Origin of the sequence: Blastococcus sp. KM273129, assembly GCF_021698995.1 — a bacterium.
In the GTDB taxonomy this organism is placed as follows: domain Bacteria; phylum Actinomycetota; class Actinomycetes; order Mycobacteriales; family Geodermatophilaceae; genus Blastococcus.
Genome location: NZ_SSXB01000001.1, coordinates 1 through 18,271, shown reverse-complemented (window position 1 = coordinate 18,271; position 18,271 = coordinate 1). Strand labels below are relative to the sequence as shown.

The following is an 18,271-nucleotide window of genomic DNA, read 5'->3' as shown; positions in this document are numbered from 1 at the left end:
GGCAACCGACGCGGGCCGTCCGCGCCGCGGTTAGGGTGCCCAGCGTGCCGCCTGCCACGCCTGTCCTCTGCGTCCTCGGGGAGCTCGTCGTCGACCTGCTGCCCGTTCCCGGCGCCGCGGCCGGCAGCACCGCACCGCACTACGTCGCCCGCCCGGGTGGCAACGCGCTCAACGTCGCCGTCGCCGCCGCGCGCCTCGAGGCCCCGGTGCGGCTGCTGGCCCGGCTCGGCACCGGCCCGCTCGCCCTGAACCTCCGCCGGCACGCCGAGGCGGCCGGCGTCGACACGGCCGGCTTCGTCGACGCCACCGAACCGGTCAGCCTGGCCGTGGTCGGCGTCGGCGCCGACGGCTCCCCGGACTACGGCTTCCACGTGCTCGGTGCCGCCGACTGGCAGTGGACCGACGAGGAGCTCGCCGGGGTCCTCCCCGAGGCAGTCGGCGCGCTGCACGTCGGCTCCATCTCCAGCTGGACCGAGCCCGGCAGCGGGGCGATCGCGCGGCTGGTCCGCCGGCTGTCGGGCCACGCGTTGATCAGCGTCGACCCCAACGTCCGCCCCCCGCTCGCCGACGGTCCGGTCGGCGCCTCGCTGGGCAACGACCGCGCCGCCGTCACCGACCGCCTGGACGAGCTCGTCCGCCGGGCCGACGTCGTGAAGGTCAGCGCCGAGGACCTCGCCTGGCTGGAACCGGACGCCACCGACCTGGACGACGCGGCCAGCCGCTGGGCCGGCCGCGGGCCCGCGCTGGTGGTGCTCACCGACGGTGGCGCGCCGCTGCGCATCGCCCGGCCCGGTCGGCCCGTGCTGCGCCGGGAGATCCCACGCGTGCCCGTGGTCGACACCGTCGGGGCCGGCGACTCCCTGGCCGCCGGGCTCCTGACCGGCCTGCTGGCCGCCGGGCTCACCACGCGCGCCGACCTGGACGCCGTCACGGACGACCGGTTGCTCGCGCTGGTCGACGACGCCGCACTCGTGGCCGCGGTCAACTGCACCCGGGTCGGCGCCGATCCCCCCACGCGCGCGGAGCTGGCGGCGGCACGGGGCGACGGGTGATCGCCGGCGACCTGCGGCTGGTGGGCTTCGAGGAGCTCGCGGCCGGTGCCCTGCGCGGCCGGCTGCTCACCCGTCGCGCCGAGTTCTGGGCGGGCTCCCCGCTCGACGGCGACGCCGTCGCGGCGCTGCACGACCCGGTGTTCTTCCACCAGCTGGGCGGCTTCGGCGCGGTCGCCCTCACGCCGGACGACGACGACGCGGGCTACCTGCTCGGCGTCGTGAGCGCCGACCGCCTCGCCGTCGTCCAGGCCGTCGCCGTCCACCCGTCCTGGCGCGGGCGCGGCGTCGCCACCCGGTTGCTGGAGCGCTTCGCCGGCCTGGCCTCGGAGGTGGGCGCGCGCGTCGCGCAGGGCGTCGCCCTGCCCGGGGACGCCGGGCCCACCGCGCTGGCCGCCCGGTTCGGGGCCTCCCCGGCCCCCTCCCCCGGGCACGCCGGTCCCGGCGCCGACCGGGTGGTGTTCACCCGCCGGCTGCCCCTCGCTCAGCCGGTGGGACCCAGCAGCTGACCCAGCAGCGCCGCCTGCCGGCGCCGCTGCGTGGTGAGCCCCGGCTGCAGCACCACGCCGACCAGCCACCGGCCGGCCAGCTGCGCCCCGTCGTCGTCGGTGCCGAGCACGGCGGCCAGCCGTCCGGTGAGCGCCGCCCATGCCGGCTCGCCCGGTGCCAGCAGCTCGACCAGCCGGTCCGGCTCGGTGGCGGCGAGCCGGCGCAGCACGGGGTGGGTGGCGAGCTCGTCGGCGAGCACGGCCAGCCCGGCAGCCGGGGGCAGGCCCCCGGCCAGGTCGGCGAGCCGCTGCAGCTCCGCGGCCAGCAGCGCCCGCGCCACCTCGTCCTTGGTGCGGAAGTAGTTGTAGAGCGTGGCCTTGGCGACCCCGGTCGCGGCCGCGACCGACTGCATGGTGGCGCGCCGCAGCCCCTGGGCGGCGAAGGCCTCGGCGGCCCCCGCGAGGAGCTCGGCCCGGGTGCGGTTCACTCCGCCCGGTGCGGGCGGGTCAGGCGGCGAGCGACACCGCGTCGCGCCGCGGAGCGGTGCGACCCTGCCCGGCGCCGACCAGCGCCAGGGCGGGCTCGGCGGCGTCGGAGGGCTGCGGCGCGGGTGAAGTCCCGTCGGCGGGCGCCGCCTCGGCCGGGCTCGCCAGCGGGCGGACGTCCGCCGTGGCACCGCGCAGCTCGAGGCTCACCTCGGCGAGCAGGTCGGCCAGCTCCACCTCGAGGGCGTCGCAGATGGAGGCGAGCAGCTCGGAGGAGGCCTCCTTCTGCCCCCGCTCCACCTCGGAGAGGTAGCCCAGGCTGACCCGGGCGGCACCGGAGACGTCGCGCAACGTGCGGTGCTGACGCAGCCGGTGGCCGCGCAGCGTGTTCCCGAGCTGGGTGCGCAGCAGCGTCATGGCCGTCTCCTGTCCTGCGAGCGGGGAAGCGGCGGTGCCGTCGGGCACCGTGCGCTCACGGTACGCGGCGCATGCGCCGACGGCCCACCGACGGGGCCGAGTCCGCTCATGGCGTAACGCCGTCCACCCGGTCGGCGTTCCCGGCGAGCCGGTCCCGGAGCGCGGCGAACGCGCTGGCCACCGCGCCGGCGCGCACCGCGGCGCGGTCGCCCGGCAGGTCCAGCCGGACGACGTCGGTCCGCTCCCCGCCGCTGAGGCCGAGGTAGACGGTGCCGGGGCCGTGCCCGTCGACCGGGTCGGGCCCGGCGACGCCGGTGAGCCCGATTCCGAAGGTGGCCGTGCACCGGGTGCGGATGCCCTCGGCCAGCGCCGCCGCCGTCTGCGGGCTGACCGGCCCGTGGGTGGCGAGCAGGTCGGCGGGCACCCCGGCGAGCGTGGTCTTCAGGTCGGTGGCGTAGACGACGGCGCCCCCGCGCAGCGTCGCGCTGGCGCCGGGCACCGCGGCGAGGGTGGCGCAGAGCAGGCCGGCGGTGAGCGACTCGGCGGCCGCCACGGTCGCGCCGCGGGCCAGCAGCGCCCGGTGCACCTCGGCGGCGAGCTCCTCGAGCGCCGCCCCGGTGGCCGGGGCCGCCATCAGGCCGCGGTGTCGCTGCGGGCGCCGGGGCCGGCCCCGGCCGACCGCCGCGCGGCGGCGGCGCGCATGGCGCGGGCGCTGGTCTGCCGCAGCGTGACGGCGCGGTAGACGTAGTCCAGGCCGGTGACCACGGTCAGCAGCACGGCCGCGGCCATGACCCACCAGCGGGTGGTCGCCAGCGCCCCGCTGAGCGGCAGGATGTACAGGCCGATGGCCAGCGACTGCAGGACGGTCTTGGCCTTGCCGCCCCGGCTGGCGGCGATGACGCCGTGCCGGATGACCCAGAAGCGCAGCAGGGTGACCCCCACCTCTCGCACGAGGATCACCGCGGTCACCCACCAGGGCAGCAGCGCCAGCACGGAGAGCCCGATCAGCGCGGTACCGGTCAGCGCCTTGTCGGCGATCGGGTCGGCCAGCTTGCCGAACTCGGTGACCTGGCCGGTACGCCGCGCGATGAGGCCGTCGTAGCGGTCGGTGAGGATCGCCAGGCCGAAGACGAGCGTGGCCCAGTAGCGGCTGGTGTCGTCCAGGCTGTCGTCGCTGAGCAGCAGGACGGCGAAGACGGGCACCAGGGCCAGCCGCAGCACGGTCAGCGCGTTGGGGAGGTTGACCAGGCGCACCGACTGGGGCGGCGTCGCTGCCGGGTCGGGGGCCACGTCCGCCACCCGGGTCACCGCCCGGCCACGGTGGCGGACGGCACGCGGGCGACGGCGACCAGGTCGATGCCCTCGGTGCCGACGACCTCGGCCCGCACGACCTGCCCCGGGACCGAGCCGGCCGGGATCCCGCTGACCGTGGTCGTGCCGTCGGCGTCCGGGTCCTGGTGGGCGGCGTGCCCGAGCCAGGTGCCGGGGCCCTCCTCCGCGGAGAGGTCCTCGGTGAGCAGCACCTCGACGTGCTCGCCGATGCGCTCCTCGGCGCGCTGGGCGGTCAGCTCCTCGACCAGGTCGGTGATCCGGCGGACCCGGGTGTCGATCTCGGCCTGGTCGAGCTTGCCCGGCAGCCGCACGGCCTCGGTGCCCTCCTCGTCGGAGTAGCCGAACACACCGACGGCGTCCAGGCGGGCCGCGGTGAGGAAGCGCTCCAGCTCGGCCACGTCGTCCTCCGTCTCGCCCGGGAAGCCGAGGATGACGTTGGTGCGGAACCCGGCGCCGGGCGCGAGCTCGCGGGCCCGCGCGATGGTGCGCAGGAAGTCGTCTGTGCCGCCGAACCGCCGCATGCGGCGCAGCAGCGCCGGCGACGAGTGCTGGAACGACAGGTCGAAGTAGGGCGCTATCACCGCGCCCGGCCCGCCCCCGCCGGCGATGACCTCCAGCAGGCCCGGCCGCAGCTCGGCCGGCTGCAGGTAGGCAACCCGCACCCGGGCGATCCCCTCGACGGCGGCCAGCTGCGGCAGCAGCTTCTCCAGCGAGCGCAGGTCGCCGAGGTCCTTGCCGTAGGAGGTGGAGTTCTCGCTGACCAGCACCAGCTCGGTGACCCCCTGCCCGGCCAGCCAGGCGGCCTCGGAGAGCACCTCGGCCGGCGGGCGGGAGACGAAGGCACCGCGGAAGGCCGGGATCGCGCAGAACGCGCAGCGCCGGTCGCAGCCGGAGGCCAGCTTGATCGCGGCGGACGGCCCGGCGGCCAGCCTGCGGCGGCGCAGCCAGTCGTGGCCGGGGATGGCGGGCCCGGCGTCCTCGACACGGCCTCCGGCCCCGGCGAGGACCGCCGAGCGCTCGACCGGGCTGATCGGCAGCAGCGTGCGCCGGTCCCGCGGGGTGTGCGGCACGAGCGGGCGGCCGGCGAGGACGTCGTCGAGGCGCCCGCCGATCTGCGCGTAGTCGTCGAAGCCGAGGACGGTGGCCTCGGGCAGCGCGTCGGCCAGCTCGGTGCCGTAGCGCTCGGCCATGCACCCGACGGCGACGACCGAGGCGCCGGAGTCGGTGGCGGCGAGGATCGCGTCGACGGAGTCCTTCTTGGCGCTCTCGATGAACCCGCAGGTGTTGACGAGCACCGCGTCCGCGCCGTCGGCGTCCTCGACGAGCTCGTACCCCTCGGCGGCGAGCCGGCCGGCCAGCTCCTCGGAGTCGACCTCGTTGCGGGCGCACCCGAGGGTCACCACGGCCACGGTCCGGGCAGGGCTGGGCGTGGCTGTCACCGGACCATCGTAGGTGAAGGACCGCCGTGCCCCCCGTCACTCGCGAACTCGCGACGGGACCCTGCCCGGGAGCCCTTCCCGACCGTCAGGTTCCCCCGGCCGTCGCAGGCTCGGGCCGGGGCCCGGCAGGGAGGCCGGACGCAGGGCGGACCATCACCCGACGTCCCCTCCGCCGCGGAGGGTGAACAGCGTGGCCTCGAGCTCGTCGGGCTTGACGAGGACGTCGCGTGCCTTGGAACCCTCGGAGGGGCCGACGATGCCGCGGCTCTCCATCAGGTCCATCAGCCGGCCGGCCTTGGCGAACCCGACCCGCAGCTTGCGCTGCAGCATCGACGTCGAGCCGAACTGCGAGGTGACGATCAGCTCCACTGCCTGCAGCAGGAGGTCGAGGTCACCGCCGATGTCCTCGTCGATCTCCTTCTTCTCGCCGCCGCCCCCCGCGGTGAAGACCTCTTCGCGGTACTCCGGCTCGGCCTGGCGCTTGGTGAACTCGACGACCGCCTCGATCTCGGCATCGGTGACGAAGGCGCCCTGGACGCGCATCGGCTTGCCCGCACCGATGGGCATGAAGAGCGCGTCACCCATGCCGATCAGCTTCTCGGCGCCCGGCTGGTCGAGGATGACCCGGCTGTCGGTCAGGCTGGAGGTCGAGAACGCCAGCCGCGAGGGCACGTTCGCCTTGATCAGGCCGGTGACGACGTCGACCGACGGGCGCTGCGTCGCCAGGATCAGGTGGATGCCGGCGGCACGCGCCTTCTGGGTGATGCGGACGATGTGCTCCTCGACGTCGCGCGGGGCCACCATCATCAGGTCGGCGAGCTCGTCGACGATCGCGAGGATGTACGGGTAGGGCCGGTACACCCGCTCGCTGCCGGGCGGGGCGGTGATCTCACCCTTCTCGACCTTGCGGTTGAAGTCGTCGATGTGCCGCACACCGGTGGACCGCATGTCCTGGTAGCGCTGCTCCATCTCCTCGACCAGCCAGGCCAGCGCGGTCGCGGCCTTCTTCGGGTCGGTGATGATCGGCGTGATCAGGTGCGGGATGCCGTCGTAGGGCGTGAGCTCGACCATCTTGGGGTCGACCAGGATCATCCGCAGCTGGTCGGGGGTGGCTCGCAGCAGCAGCGAGGTCAGGATCGAGTTGACACAGCTGGACTTGCCGGCGCCGGTCGCACCGGCCACCAGCAGGTGCGGCATCTTCGCCAGGTTGGCGCAGACGAACCCGCCCTCGATGTCCTTGCCGAGTCCGACCAGCATCGGGTGCGGGTCCTGCTTGGCGGCCTGCGAGCGCAGCACGTCGCCGAGGCTGACCTTCTCGCGGTCGGTGTTGGGCACCTCGATGCCGACGGCGGACTTGCCCGGGATCGGCGCCAGGATGCGGATGTTGTCGTTGGCCACCGCGTACGCCATGTTCTTGGTCAGCGCGGTGATCTTCTCGACCTTCACGCCCTGGCCGAGCTCGACCTCGTAGCGGGTGACCGTCGGGCCCCGGGTGAAGCCGGTGACGGCGGCGTCGATGTTGAACTGCTCGAGCACGCCGCTGATCGCCTCGATGGCGACGTCGTTCGCCTTCGACCGCGCCCGCGGCGGGTCGCCAGGCCGCAGCGTGGACAGCGCCGGGAGCACGTAGTCGCCCTCGACCGGCTGGATGGAGAGCTGCTCGGGCTCGGTGATGGGCGGCAGGTCCTCCGGCGGGGAGGTGCGGTCCTCGACGGGGCGGCGGACGCTCGGCACGGGCGGCGTCGGGGCGGCCAGCACCGTGTGCTCGGGCTCGGTCGTGCGGGTGGCCTCCGGCGCCTCCGCGTAGGCCCCGTGGTCGATCGGGCCGGTGGTGAGCAGGTCCTCCGACAGCGAGGAGCGGCGCCGGCGGCTCTTCGGCGCGGGCTCCTCCTCCTCGTCCTCGTCGTCCTCGTCGTACTCGTAGGAGTCGTCCCGGCCGAGGAGGCGGTCGGTGGCCTCGCGCAGTCGCTCCGGGATCTGGTGCACCGGCGTGGCGGTGATCACCAGGAGCCCGAAGAAGGCCAGCAGCCCGAGCAGGACGACGGTGACCGCCGCCCCCACGCCGGCGGTCAAGGGCGTGCCGACGGCCCAGCCGACCAGCCCGCCGGAGCCCGGCTCGCCGCCCTGCGGGACCGCCGGCGTGCCGACGACGTGGGCGATGCCGAGGACCGAGGCGACGGTGCACAGCCAGCCGATCGCCAGCCGGCCGCGCGCCTCCGGGCGGGGGCCGCGCCGCAGGAGCCGCAGCGCGGCGAACAGCAGGACGACGGGCAGCACCATCACCAGCGAGCCGATGATCCAGCGCACCCCGTCGGTCAGCGCGGCGCCGACCGGCCCGATGCCGTTGCTCCAGGCGGCGGCGCCCAGCACGATCGCCAGCCCGAGCACGGCCAGGCCGACCCCGTCGCGGCGGTGCTCGGGGGCCAGCGGCTCGGCCTCCTCGGGCCGGGCGACGGACCGGGCCAGCCCGCCGGCGCCGCGCGCGAGCAGGTTCCAGCCCCCGCTGGCGATGCGCCAGATCGAGCCGCCGGACGACGACGACTTCGAGCGGGCCGGCTGCCGCCGGTTGGGCGCCCGCTTGGCGGCGGGGCGCTTCTTGCTCGCCGCCGTCGAGCCCGACCGGCTGCGGGTGGCGGCCGGCCGGCGGTTCGGCGTGGTGCGGGCAGGCATGCGTCAGACCGTAATCCCGGGACGGCCCCCCGGCAGGCAGGCCGGATGTCGTGTCCCGCTCACCGCCGTCCCATAACGTCACACGCATGAGCACCCCGCTCCCCCACGGCAGCTGGCCCACGCCCGTCACCTCCGGGCTCGTCGTCCGGTCCGCGGCCCGCCTGGGCGAGGTGGTGGTGGACGGCCCGGACGTCTGGTGGGCCGAGTCCCGCCCGGCCGAGGGCGGCCGGACCGCGCTCGTGCGGCGGACCCCGGACGGCGTGGTCACCGACGCCCTGCCGGCCCCGTGGAACGCCCGCACCCGGGTGCACGAGTACGGCGGTGGGTCCTGGACCGTCTCCGAGGGCGTCCTCTGGTTCACGGACTTCTCCGACCAGCGGCTGTACCGGCTGGCCCCCGGCGAGAGCGCCCCCGCCGCGATCACCCCGGAGCCGGCGATCCCCGCGGGGGTCCGGTACGCCGACCTGGCCGTCGTCCCGGACGGCGTGCTCGCCGTGCGGGAGACGCACGCCGCGTCGGGCGCCGCGGCCGACGTGGTCGACGAGATCGTGCGCGTGGGCCTCGACGGCACCACCGAGGTGCTGGTCTCCGGCCCCGACTTCGTCGCCGGCCCGCGGCTCGCCCCGGACGGCGTCACGCTCACCTGGCTGCAGTGGGACCACCCCGACATGCCGTGGGACAGCGCCCAGCTCGTCGTCCGGGCGGCCGACGGGACCGAGCACGTGCTCGCCGGCGGTCCCGGCGAGTCCGTCGTCCAGCCGGCCTGGGGCGCGGACCTCGCGCTGTGGTGGCTGGACGACCGCACGAACTTCTGGTCGCTGTACCGGAGACCGCCGCACGAGCAGCCCGAGCTCGTCGTCGACGTCGGCAGCGACATCGGCGGCCCGCAGTGGCTGTTCGGCCAGTCCCGCTACGCGCTCCTGGCGGACGGGCGCGTGGTGGTCGCCTACGGCCGGGAGGGCCGCGACCGCCTCGCCGTGCTGACCCCGGGCGGGGAGCCGCGCGAGCTGGACCTGCCCTACGGCACCTTCCGGTACGTCACGGCGCAGGGCACGGGCGTCGTCTGCGTCGCCGGCGGCCCGGCGAGCGAGCCGGTGGTGCTGCGTGTGGACGCCGGCAGCGGCGCCACCGAGGTGCTGCGGCCGGCGCGGGAGCTGGGGCTGCACCCGGCCTGGTTCTCCCGGCCCGAGCACGTCACGTTCCCGACCGAGGACCGCGGCACCGGCATCGGCGAGGCCCACGCGCTGGTCTACCCGCCCACGAACCCGCAGGCGTCGGCCCCGGCGGGCAGCCTCCCGCCGCTGGTCGTGGTGGTCCACGGTGGCCCCACCGCCGCCGCCGTCCCGGTGCTGAACCTGGAGATCCAGTACTGGACCTCCCGCGGGTTCTGCGTCGCGGACGTCGACTACCGCGGGTCGGTCGGCTACGGCCGCCGCTACCGCGAGGCGCTGCAGGGCCGGTGGGGCGTGGTCGACCTCGACGACGTCGTGGCCTGTGCGCGGTTCCTCGCCGACGCCGGCCGGGTGGACCCGGCGCGCATGGCGATCCGCGGCGGCTCGGCCGGCGGGTACACGACGCTGGCCGCGCTGTCGATGCGCCCGGGCGTCTTCACGGCCGGGGCCAGCCACTACGGCGTCGCCGACCTGGGCGCGCTGGCCGCCGAGACGCACAAGTTCGAGTCCCGGTACCTCGACGGGCTGGTCGCGCCGTGGCCGTCGGGGCGGGCCGTGTACGACGAGCGCTCCCCGATCAACCACGTCGACGCCCTCGACACCCCGCTGGCGGTCTTCCAGGGCGAGGAGGACGCCGTCGTCCCGCCGTCGCAGGCCGAGGCGATCGTCGCCGCGCTGCGCGCCAAGGGCGTGCCGCACGCCTACCTGCTGTTCCCCGGCGAGCAGCACGGCTTCCGCAGGGCGGGGAACATCCGGACCGCCCTGGACGGCGAGCTGTCCTTCTACGCGCAGGTGTGGGGCTTCGACCTGCCGGCCGACGAGGGCATCACGCCGGTCCCGATCAGCTGAGCCGGCCGGCGGTGACCTGCTCGCGGAGGATGTCGGCGTGCCCGCCGTGCTCGGCGAGCTCCCGGAGCACGTGGAGGTAGACCCAGCGCAGCGGCAGCGGCCCGCGACGGTTGCCGTGCACGACGTCGTCGAGGTCCAGGTGCGCGGTCGCCCGCCGGGACGCCTCGCAGGCCTCCCGGTGCGCCTGGGTCACCGAGGCGATGGTGTCCTCGTCGCTGAGGGTGAAGGACTCGTCCACGGTCTCCGGGATGCCGATCTCCGCGCGGGAGCGGCAGGAGATCGCCTCGTCGAACCACACCCGCTCGACGAAGGCCGCGTGCTTGACCAGGCCGAGCAGCGTGGTGAGCGAGGGCACCAGCGAGCGGCGCGCCTGCTCCTCGGTGAGGCCGTCGAGGCAGCCGCGGAGCGACTCCCGGTGCTCGTCGAGGAACGCCTCCAGCTGCGCCCTCAGCGGTTCCCGGAGCACGTCCTGGCTGCTCACGGTCTCAGACCTCGAGGACCGTCGGGATGATCATCGGGCGCCGTCGGTGCTTGTCCGACACCCACTTGCCGACGGTGCGCCGGATGATCTGCGAGAGCCGGTGCGCGTCGACCTCGTCGTCGGCCAGGGCGCGCTTGAGGTTGCCCTCGACCAGGGCGAGCACCTCGTCGAACGCGGCCGGGTCGTCGGAGAAGCCCTTGGTGGACAGGTGCACCGGGCGCACGATGGTCCGGGTCGACGGCTCGATCACCACGGTGAGCGCGACGAAGCCCTCGTCGCCGAGGATGCGCCGGGCCTGCAGCGACTCCTCACCCACGTCACCGACGTTGAGCCCGTCGACGTACACGTCACCGACCGGGACCGACCCGACGATGGCGGCCTTGCCGTCGACGAGGTCCACGACCACGCCGTCCTCGGCGAGGAGGATCCGGTCGGTCGCCATGCCCGTCTCCTCGGCGAGCTTGGCGTGGGCCCGCAGGTGCCGCCACTCCCCGTGCACCGGCATCAGGTAGCGCGGCTTGGCCACGTTGAGCAGCGTGCGCAGCTCGCCGGCCGGGGCGTGGCCGGAGACGTGCACCCGCGCCGTCTCCTTGTGCACCACCGTGGCGCCGAGCCGCGCGAGGCCGTTGATGACCTTGTAGACGGCGGTCTCGTTGCCGGGCACCAGCGAGGAGGCGAGGACGACGGTGTCGCCGGCCTCGATGGTCACCTGGTGGTGGTCGCCGCGGGCCATCCGACCGAGCGCCGACAGCGGCTCGCCCTGCGACCCGGTGCTGACCAGCACCACCTGGTGCGGCGGCATCGACGCGGCGTCGTCGAGCGAGACCATGAGCCCGGGGGCGACCTTGAGCAGCCCGAGGTCGCGGGCGACGCCCATGTTGCGCACCATCGACCGGCCGACGAGGGCCACCTTGCGGCCGTGCTTGTCGGCGCAGTCGAGCACCTGCTGGATGCGGTGCACGTGGCTGGCGAAGCTGGAGACGATCAGCCGCTGCGAGGCGCGGGCGAAGACGTCGTCGAGCACCGGGCCGATCGACCGCTCCGGCGTGACGAAGCCGGGCACCTCGGCGTTGGTGGAGTCGGCGAGCAGCAGGTCGATGCCCTCGACCCCGAGCCGGGCGAAGGCCCCGAGGTCGGTGAGGACGCCGTCGAGCGGCAGCTGGTCCATCTTGAAGTCGCCGGTGTGCACGAGCACGCCCGCGGGGGTGTGCACCGCCACCGCGAGGGCGTCGGGGATCGAGTGGTTCACCGAGATGAACTCGCAGTGGAACGGCCCGGCCAGGTGGTCGTCGCCGGCGGCCACCTCGACCAGCGTCGCGTCCAGCCGGTGCTCGCGCAGCTTGGCCGCCACCAGCGCGAGGGTGAACCGCGAGCCGACCAGCGGGATGTCCTCCCGCAGCCGGAGCAGGTAGGGGATCGCGCCGATGTGGTCCTCGTGCCCGTGGGTGAGGACGACGGCGACCACGTCGTCGAGCCGGTGCTCGATGACCCCGAAGTCGGGGAGGATCAGGTCGACGCCGGGCTGCTCGGCCTCGGGGAAGAGGACGCCGCAGTCGATGACCAACAGCTTGCCGTCGAACTCCAGCACGGCCATGTTGCGGCCGATCTCGCCGAGCCCGCCCAGGGCCATGACCCGCAGGCCGCCCTCGGGCAGCGGCGGGGGTGCCTTGAGGTCGAGGTGCGGTTGGGTGACCTGGCCGCTCATAGGGTGACGCCTCCAGCGGCGAGGTCGTCGCGCAGCTGCGCGAGCTGTTCGGGGGTGGCGTCGACCAGCGGTGGCCGGACCGGCCCGGCCGGCAGGCCGAGCGCGTTGAGCGCGGCCTTCACCGTGATGACGCCCTGGGTGCGGAAGATCCCGGTGTACACCGGGAGCAGGCTGTCGTTGATCTCCCTGGCCTTCACCAGGTCACCCGCCTCGACCGCGGCCACCAGCTCGACCAGGCGGGGGCCGACGAGGTGGCTGACGACGCTGACCATGCCGACGCCGCCCATCGCCAGGATCGGCAGGTTCAGCATGTCCTCGCCGCTGTAGTAGGCCAGGTCGGTGCGGGCGAGGGTCCAGGCCATGGCGCCCAGGTCGCCCTTGGCGTCCTTCACCGCGACGATCCGCGGGTGCTCGGCGGCGCGCACGAGCGTGTCGACCTCGATGGGCGTCGCGGTGCGGATCGGGATGTCGTAGAGCATCACCGGCAGGTCGGTGCTGTCGGCGACCGAGGTGAAGTGGCGCAGCAGGCCGGCCTGGGGCGGGCGGTTGTAGTACGGCGTGACGACCAGCAGCCCGTGCACGCCGAGCTCCGCCGCCGTCCGCGCCTTCTCGATCGAGTGCGCGGTGTCGTAGGTGCCCACGCCGGCGACGACCGTGGCGCGGTCACCGACGGCGTCCAGCACCACCTCGAGGACGGCGCGCTGCTCGGCGTCGCTGGTCGTCGGCGACTCCCCCGTCGTCCCGAGGACGACCAGCCCGTCGCTGCCGCCCCGGTCGACCAGGTGCGCCGCGAGCTCCTGGGCGCCGGCGAGGTCGATCGACCCGTCCTCGGCCAGCGGGGTGACCATCGCCGTGAGGAGGCGCCCGAACGGCCGGGCGGGGTCGGAGGTCATGGGGTGAATCTACCCAGCGGAGCCGACGGGATCCCGCACGTACTCCGACACCGCGAACCGCAGCCCGCCCGACGCCGAGACCGACCAGCCCTCGGCCGGTGTCCGCGCGGCACGCACCCAGCCGCCGTCCAGGGACGGCGCGAACGTGTCTCCTCCGACGTCGGTGTCCACGTCGGTGACCACCACCCGGTCGGCGTGCGGGAGGAACGCCGCGTAGACGGTGCCCCCGCCGATCACCCAGGCCGCCGGGTGCTCGGCGAGGACCTGGTCCACCGAACGCGCGACGAGGGCGCCCTCGGCCGACCAGCCCGGGTCGGAGGTGAGCACGACGTTGACCCGGCCCGGCAGCGGGCGGAACCGCGGCGGCAGCGACTCCCAGGTGCGCCGGCCCATCACCACCGTCGACCCGGTGGTCAGCCGGCGGAACAGCGCGAGGTCCTCGGGCAGGTGCCAGGGCAGGCCGCCGTCGGCCCCGATGACGCCGCCCCGGGCCTGCGCCCAGATCATCGCCAGGCCGCCCCGGCCGGCTCGCTCGCTCGCCGGGCCGGTCACACCGCCACGGCTGCCCGGATCGCCGGGTGGGGCTCGTAGCCGTGCACCGCGAAGTGCTCGTAGGTGTAGTCGAACAGCGACGGCGCCGGCGCCAGCTCCACCGTGGGGAAGGGCCGCACCTCGCGGGAGAGCTGCTCGGTCACCTGCTCGACGTGGTTGCTGTAGATGTGGCAGTCGCCGCCGACCCAGATGAACTCGCCCGGCTCGAGCCCCACCTGGGCGGCGATCATGCGGGTGAGCAGCGCGTAGCTGGCGATGTTGAACGGCACGCCGAGGAACATGTCGGCGCTGCGCTGGTAGAGCTGGCAGGAGAGCTTCCCGCCGGCCACGTAGAACTGGAAGAAGGCGTGGCAGGGGGCGAGCGCCATCTCGGGCAGCGCAGCCACGTTCCAGGCCGAGACGATCATGCGGCGCGAGTCCGGGTCGGTGCGCAGCGTCTCCAGCAGCTGGGCGATCTGGTCGACGTGCCCGCCGTCGGGCGTGGGCCACGACCGCCACTGGACGCCGTAGACGGGGCCGAGCTCGCCGTCGGCGGACGCCCACTCGTCCCAGATGGTGACGCCGTTCTCCCGCAGCCAGCCGACGTTGCCCTCCCCCCGCAGGAACCACAGCAGCTCGACGGCGATCGACTTGAAGTGCACCTTCTTCGTCGTCACGAGCGGGAAGGTCTCGGACAGGTCGTAGCGCAGGCGCTCGCCGAACAGGCTGAGGGTGCCCGTCCCGGTCCGGTCGTCCTTCGGCGCGCCCTGCGCCAGGATGCGGCGCAGGAGGTCCTCGTACTGGGTGTCGATCGGGGCTGCCACGGCCCCGAGGGTACGGCCGCCTCCCGACGTGCCGGGACCCCGGCGACGGGCGTGCCCAGAGGTGCCGCCGAGGTGGTCAGCCCTCGGTGACGAAGGGACTGGCGGCGACCTCGGTGCCGTCGGCCAGCCGGCTGATCCGGAAGTCGCCGAAGACGTTCCCGGCCACCCGCTGCAGCTCCCTCAGGCAGGCGATCGCCAGCTCGCGGAGCTCGACGTCGGCGTGCTCGCTGGCCCGCATGGCGACGAAGTGCCGCCACGCCCGGTAGTTCCCCGTGACGACGATCCGCGACTCGGTGGCGTTGGGCAGCACCGACCGGGCCGCCTGGCGGGCCTGCCGGCGCCGGAGGGTGGCGTTGGGGACGTCGGCCAGCCGCTGCTCCAGACCCTCGAGCAGCTCGGCGTAGGCGGTCGCGGCCGCGCCGGTCGCCGCGACGAACCGCGCGTGCAGCTCCGGGTCCGCGGCGATGACCGCTGGCTCCACGACGGCGGCATCCTCGGGCACGTGGCGCTGGGAGAGCTGGCTGTAGGAGAACTGCCGGTGGCGCACCAGCTCGTGGGTGAGCGACCGGGAGACGCCGGTGAGGTACATGCTCACGGTCCCGTGCTCGAGGACGGCGAGGTGCCCGACCTCCAGGATGTGCCGCAGGTAGCCGGCGTTCGTCGCGGTCGCGGGGTTCGGCTTGTCCCAGGACTCGTAGCAGGCCCGGCCGGCGAACTCGGCGAGCGCCTGCCCGCCGTCGGCGTCGGTCTCCCACGGGACGTCCGCGGGGGCGGTGAACTGGGTCTGCGCGACGACCTGGACCCGGAGCGGCGCGATCTCTGGCACCCGTCGAGCCTACGGCCGGCGACCGGGCAGACTGGGGCGCGTGGAGTGGTGGCGCCCGCTGCTCGCCCTCGCCGGCGGCCTGCTGCTCGTCTGGCTGCTGCTCCTGGCGGCTCTGTGGCGGAGCCGGCCCGACGAGCTGACCGTGCGGGACGGGCTGCGGCTGCTGCCCGACGTCGTGCGGCTGGTGCGCCGGCTGGCCGCCGACCGGTCCCTGCCGGCCGGTCTGCGGGTGCGGCTCTGGCTGCTGCTCGCCTACCTGCTCTCCCCCGTCGACCTGGTGCCCGACGTCGTGCCGGTCCTCGGCCACGCCGACGACGTCGTGGTCGTCGCGTGGGTGCTGCGGTCGGTGGTGCGGCGGGCAGGCGACGAGGCGCTGGTGCGGCACTGGCCCGGGGAGCCGGGCGGTCTCACCGTGGTGCGCCGGCTCGCCGGGCTCACGCCGCGGCGGCCAGCGCGCGGCTGAGCTCGGGCCAGAGGTCCCCCCGGTCCCCGACGGCGACGTGGTCCAGCCCCATCCACCCGGCCATCAGCCTCAGCTCGGCGGCCAGCTCTGCCGCGACCGCCGAGCGGTCCACCCCGTCCTCGGCGTGTGCGGCCTGCACGCGGAGGACGCCGGCCTTCCGGTCGGCCTTGAGGTCCACGCGCCCCACCAGCCGGTCGCCGAGCAGGAAGGGCAGCACGTAGTACCCGTGCACCCGCTGGTGCTCCGGCGTGTAGATCTCCAGCCGGTAGCGGAAGCCGAAGATCCGCTCGACCCGCGGCCGCTCCCACACCAGGGAGTCGAACGGGCTCAACAGCGCGCGGGCCCGGATCCAGCGGGGGCGGCGCGCCCCCGGGTCCAGCCACGCCGGACGACCCCAGCCGACCACCTCGACCGGCAGCAGCTCACCGGCGTCGGACAGCTCGGCGATCGCCGTCCGGGCGTCGGCCGGGGTCAGCCGGAAGTAGTCGCGCAGGTCCGCCTCGGTGGCCACGCCCAGTGCCCGGGCCGCGGTGCGGACGAGCTCCCGCACCGCGTCCGGACGGGGGGGCGTGGGCGCCTCCAGCACGTCCGCGGGCAGCACCCGCTCGGGCAGGTCGTAGACGCGCTCGAACCCCGCCGTCCGGCAGGACGCCGTCAGCTCGCCGGTGAAGAACAGGTACTCCAGCGCCGCCTTGCCCGCGTGCCAGTTCCACATGCTGCCCGGCCGGTTCGGCCGCTGCTCCTGGAGCTCGCCGGCCCGGAGGGGCCCGTCGCGGCGCACCCGGTCGAGCAGCGACGCGACGTACTCCGGCCGCTCCCGGTGCACCCTCGTCATGCTGCCCCAGGCCTCCTGCTGCACCGCCGCCATGCGCCAGCGCAGGAAGGGGTGCAGTCGCACCGGGAGGAACGACGCCTCGTGCGCCCAGTACTCGAACAGGTCGTGCCGCCGGTTGGCCAGTGCGTCCAGCACCTCGCGGGGGTAGGGCCCCAGCCGGCTGAAGGCCGGGAGGTAGTGCGACCGGGACAGCACGTTGACCGAGTCGATCTGGACGACGGCGAGCCGCTCGGTGAGCCGGCGCAGCTGCCGCGTCCCCACGGCGGTCGCCGGCCGTGGCTCGGCGAAGCCCTGCGCGGCGAGGGCGATGCGCCGGGCCAGCGCGGCGGGCAACCGTTCGACGGGCGTCACGACCGGAGATCCTGCCCGGCCGGTACGACACCCGCCGCCCCGGCCGGCACCCCTACGCTGCCCGGGTGACCTCGATCCCCTTCCCCCGGCTCACGGGCTCCGCGGACGTGTCGGTGCGACCGGCGCGGCCCGAGGACGCCGCCGCGATCGCGCGGGTGCAGGGCATCACCTGGCGGACCGCGTACCGCTCCCTGCTGCCTCCGGAGGTCCTCGACGGGTGGGACGAGGCCGCGGTCACCGAGACCTGGCGCTCGGCCGTCACCACGCCACCGTCGGCGCACCACCGGGTCCTGGTCGCCGTGGAGCAGGGCGCGGTGGTGGGCTTCGCGGCCGTCGCGACCGGCACCGGCACCGGCGAGATCAGCACGCTGCTGGTGGAGCCGCGGTGGGGCCGCCGGGGCCACGGCAGCCGGCTGCTCGCCGCGGTCACCGACCTCGCCTCCGCCGAGGGCACGGACCGGCTCGAGGTCTGGCTCGCGGAATCGGACCAGGCCTCCGCGAGCTTCTACGAGTCGGCCGGCTGGGCCCCCGACGGCTGGGCCCGCACCTTGGACACGGGGGCGGCGCCGCTGCGGGAGCTGCGGTGGCACGTCGCGCTGGACCCGGAGGGCGTGGACCGATGACCTTCGACGGCTTCCCCGACGAGGGGCTCGTCTTCTACGAGGGCCTGGAGGCGGACAACAGCAAGGCGTACTGGACGGCGCACCGCACCGCGTACGAGGCCCACGTCCGCGCCCCCATGACGGCGCTGGTGGAGGCGCTGGCGCAGGAGTTCGGGACCGCCAAGGTGTTCCGGCCGTACCGCGACGTCCGCTTCAGCCACGACAAGACCCCGTACAAGAACCACCAGGGCGCGGTGGTGAACCCGGAGGGGCGCGGCGCGGGCGCCTGGTACGTGCAGATCTCCGCGGACGGGCTCACCGTCGCCGGTGGTTGCTGGCGTCTGGAGTCCGACCAGGTGGCGAGGAACCGCCGAGCGGTGGCCGAACCGCTGCAGGGCACCCGCCTCGCCGAGGAGGTCTCCCGCCTGCGGGCCGCCGGCTGGCGGATCGAGGGCGAGCGCCTGGTGCGCGTGCCCGCCGGCTACTCGGGCCGAGGACCCGCGCACCGACCTGCTCAAGCACAAGACGTTGCACGCCGCGCGCCACTGGGCCCCGGAGGGGTGGCTGCACACACCCGAGGCCCTGGAGCGGGTGCGGGACGCGTGGCGCGACCTCCGCTCGCTCAACGCCTGGTTCGCGGACAACGTCGGGGCCACCACCAAGGAGCCCCGCCGGCGCTGACCGCGGCATCGGCTCCGGCGCTCTCCCGGCCGCGCCTGCTACACGGCCGCCGTCCGAGGCGACGGCGGCGGTGAGGAGACGACGAAGGGCCCCAGCCTGGTGGCTGGGGCCCTTCGTGAATGGTTGTCCGGCGGCGTCCTACTCTCCCACCCCGTCTCCAGGGCAGTACCATCGGCG

The 18,271-nt window shown here is 75.1% G+C and carries 19 protein-coding genes; 6 read left to right on the top strand and 13 right to left on the bottom strand.

Annotation, left to right across the window (positions count from 1 at the left end):
- Window positions 1-44: 44 nt before the first annotated feature.
- The gene (locus tag E9565_RS00095; RefSeq protein ID WP_236833723.1) at window positions 45-1,052 is read left to right on the top strand and encodes a PfkB family carbohydrate kinase; all 1,008 of its coding nucleotides are present in this window, start codon (window positions 45-47) and stop codon (window positions 1,050-1,052) included.
- Window positions 1,049-1,558, top strand: a complete 510-nt coding sequence (locus E9565_RS00090; protein ID WP_236827890.1) for a GNAT family N-acetyltransferase — start codon at window positions 1,049-1,051, stop codon at window positions 1,556-1,558. Before E9565_RS00095 ends, E9565_RS00090 begins: the two co-directional genes overlap by 4 nt.
- On the opposite strand, the gene E9565_RS00085 is transcribed toward E9565_RS00090, so the two are convergent.
- The 6 genes from E9565_RS00085 to E9565_RS00060 form a co-directional block, all read right to left on the bottom strand.
- Window positions 1,534-2,025, bottom strand: a complete 492-nt coding sequence (locus E9565_RS00085) for a TetR/AcrR family transcriptional regulator (protein WP_236827889.1) — start codon at window positions 2,023-2,025, stop codon at window positions 1,534-1,536. The genes E9565_RS00090 and E9565_RS00085 overlap by 25 nt on opposite strands.
- A 19-nt stretch (window positions 2,026-2,044) precedes the next feature.
- Window positions 2,045-2,440 carry a helix-turn-helix domain-containing protein gene (locus E9565_RS00080; protein WP_236827888.1) on the bottom strand — a complete coding sequence of 132 codons (396 nt, stop codon included), beginning with the start codon at window positions 2,438-2,440 and terminating at the stop codon, window positions 2,045-2,047.
- 106 nt (window positions 2,441-2,546) lie between these two features.
- Complete coding sequence (locus E9565_RS00075; protein WP_236827887.1) at window positions 2,547-3,074, bottom strand: CinA family protein; 528 nt, start codon at window positions 3,072-3,074, stop codon at window positions 2,547-2,549.
- Window positions 3,074-3,748 carry a CDP-diacylglycerol--glycerol-3-phosphate 3-phosphatidyltransferase gene (pgsA, locus tag E9565_RS00070; RefSeq protein WP_236833722.1) on the bottom strand — a complete coding sequence of 225 codons (675 nt, stop codon included), beginning with the start codon at window positions 3,746-3,748 and terminating at the stop codon, window positions 3,074-3,076. The genes E9565_RS00075 and pgsA overlap by 1 nt, the downstream gene beginning before the upstream one ends.
- Entirely contained in the window at window positions 3,745-5,211 is a 1,467-nt protein-coding gene (locus E9565_RS00065) for a MiaB/RimO family radical SAM methylthiotransferase (RefSeq protein ID WP_236833721.1), read from the bottom strand. The genes pgsA and E9565_RS00065 overlap by 4 nt, the downstream gene beginning before the upstream one ends.
- Before the next feature lie 153 nt (window positions 5,212-5,364).
- Window positions 5,365-7,881, bottom strand: coding sequence for a DNA translocase FtsK (locus E9565_RS00060; protein ID WP_236833720.1), 2,517 nt, complete (start codon window positions 7,879-7,881; stop codon window positions 5,365-5,367).
- Window positions 7,882-7,967: 86 nt separating this feature from the next.
- On the opposite strand from E9565_RS00060, the gene E9565_RS00055 reads away from it, so the two are divergent.
- A complete protein-coding gene (locus tag E9565_RS00055; RefSeq protein WP_236833718.1) occupies window positions 7,968-9,902 on the top strand; it encodes a S9 family peptidase in 1,935 nt (644 codons plus the stop codon).
- Here the strand turns inward: E9565_RS00055 and E9565_RS00050 are convergent.
- From E9565_RS00050 to thyX, 6 genes are all read right to left on the bottom strand, one after another.
- Window positions 9,895-10,383, bottom strand: a complete 489-nt coding sequence (locus E9565_RS00050) for a DinB family protein (RefSeq protein WP_236827882.1) — start codon at window positions 10,381-10,383, stop codon at window positions 9,895-9,897. The genes E9565_RS00055 and E9565_RS00050 overlap by 8 nt on opposite strands.
- Before the next feature lie 4 nt (window positions 10,384-10,387).
- Entirely contained in the window at window positions 10,388-12,088 is a 1,701-nt protein-coding gene (locus tag E9565_RS00045) for a ribonuclease J (protein ID WP_236833716.1), read from the bottom strand.
- Entirely contained in the window at window positions 12,085-12,981 is an 897-nt protein-coding gene (gene dapA, locus E9565_RS00040; protein WP_236827880.1) for a 4-hydroxy-tetrahydrodipicolinate synthase, read from the bottom strand. The genes E9565_RS00045 and dapA overlap by 4 nt, the downstream gene beginning before the upstream one ends.
- Before the next feature lie 9 nt (window positions 12,982-12,990).
- Window positions 12,991-13,533 (bottom strand): dihydrofolate reductase, encoded by a 543-nt coding sequence (locus E9565_RS00035; RefSeq protein WP_236833714.1) that lies wholly within the window; start codon window positions 13,531-13,533, stop codon window positions 12,991-12,993.
- Complete coding sequence (locus E9565_RS00030; RefSeq protein WP_308113127.1) at window positions 13,530-14,336, bottom strand: thymidylate synthase; 807 nt, start codon at window positions 14,334-14,336, stop codon at window positions 13,530-13,532. Before E9565_RS00030 ends, E9565_RS00035 begins: the two co-directional genes overlap by 4 nt.
- 76 nt (window positions 14,337-14,412) lie before the next feature.
- A complete protein-coding gene (thyX, locus tag E9565_RS00025) occupies window positions 14,413-15,162 on the bottom strand; it encodes an FAD-dependent thymidylate synthase (RefSeq protein WP_236827878.1) in 750 nt (249 codons plus the stop codon).
- Between the two features lie 40 nt (window positions 15,163-15,202).
- Between thyX and E9565_RS00020 the strand changes: the two genes are divergently transcribed.
- Window positions 15,203-15,625, top strand: a complete 423-nt coding sequence (locus E9565_RS00020) for a DUF1232 domain-containing protein (RefSeq protein WP_236833713.1) — start codon at window positions 15,203-15,205, stop codon at window positions 15,623-15,625.
- On the opposite strand, the gene E9565_RS00015 is transcribed toward E9565_RS00020, so the two are convergent.
- Window positions 15,597-16,811: a winged helix-turn-helix domain-containing protein gene (locus E9565_RS00015; RefSeq protein ID WP_236833712.1), complete on the bottom strand. Its 1,215-nt coding sequence runs from the start codon at window positions 16,809-16,811 to the stop codon at window positions 15,597-15,599. The two genes, E9565_RS00020 and E9565_RS00015, sit on opposite strands and share 29 nt — an antisense overlap.
- A gap of 65 nt (window positions 16,812-16,876) precedes the next feature.
- On the opposite strand from E9565_RS00015, the gene E9565_RS00010 reads away from it, so the two are divergent.
- Window positions 16,877-17,434: a GNAT family N-acetyltransferase gene (locus tag E9565_RS00010; RefSeq protein ID WP_236833711.1), complete on the top strand. Its 558-nt coding sequence runs from the start codon at window positions 16,877-16,879 to the stop codon at window positions 17,432-17,434.
- On the top strand, window positions 17,431-18,168 hold the full coding sequence (locus tag E9565_RS00005; protein WP_236833710.1) for a DUF2461 domain-containing protein: 738 nt from the start codon (window positions 17,431-17,433) through the stop codon (window positions 18,166-18,168). Before E9565_RS00010 ends, E9565_RS00005 begins: the two co-directional genes overlap by 4 nt.
- The last annotated feature ends 103 nt before the right edge of the window (window positions 18,169-18,271 follow it).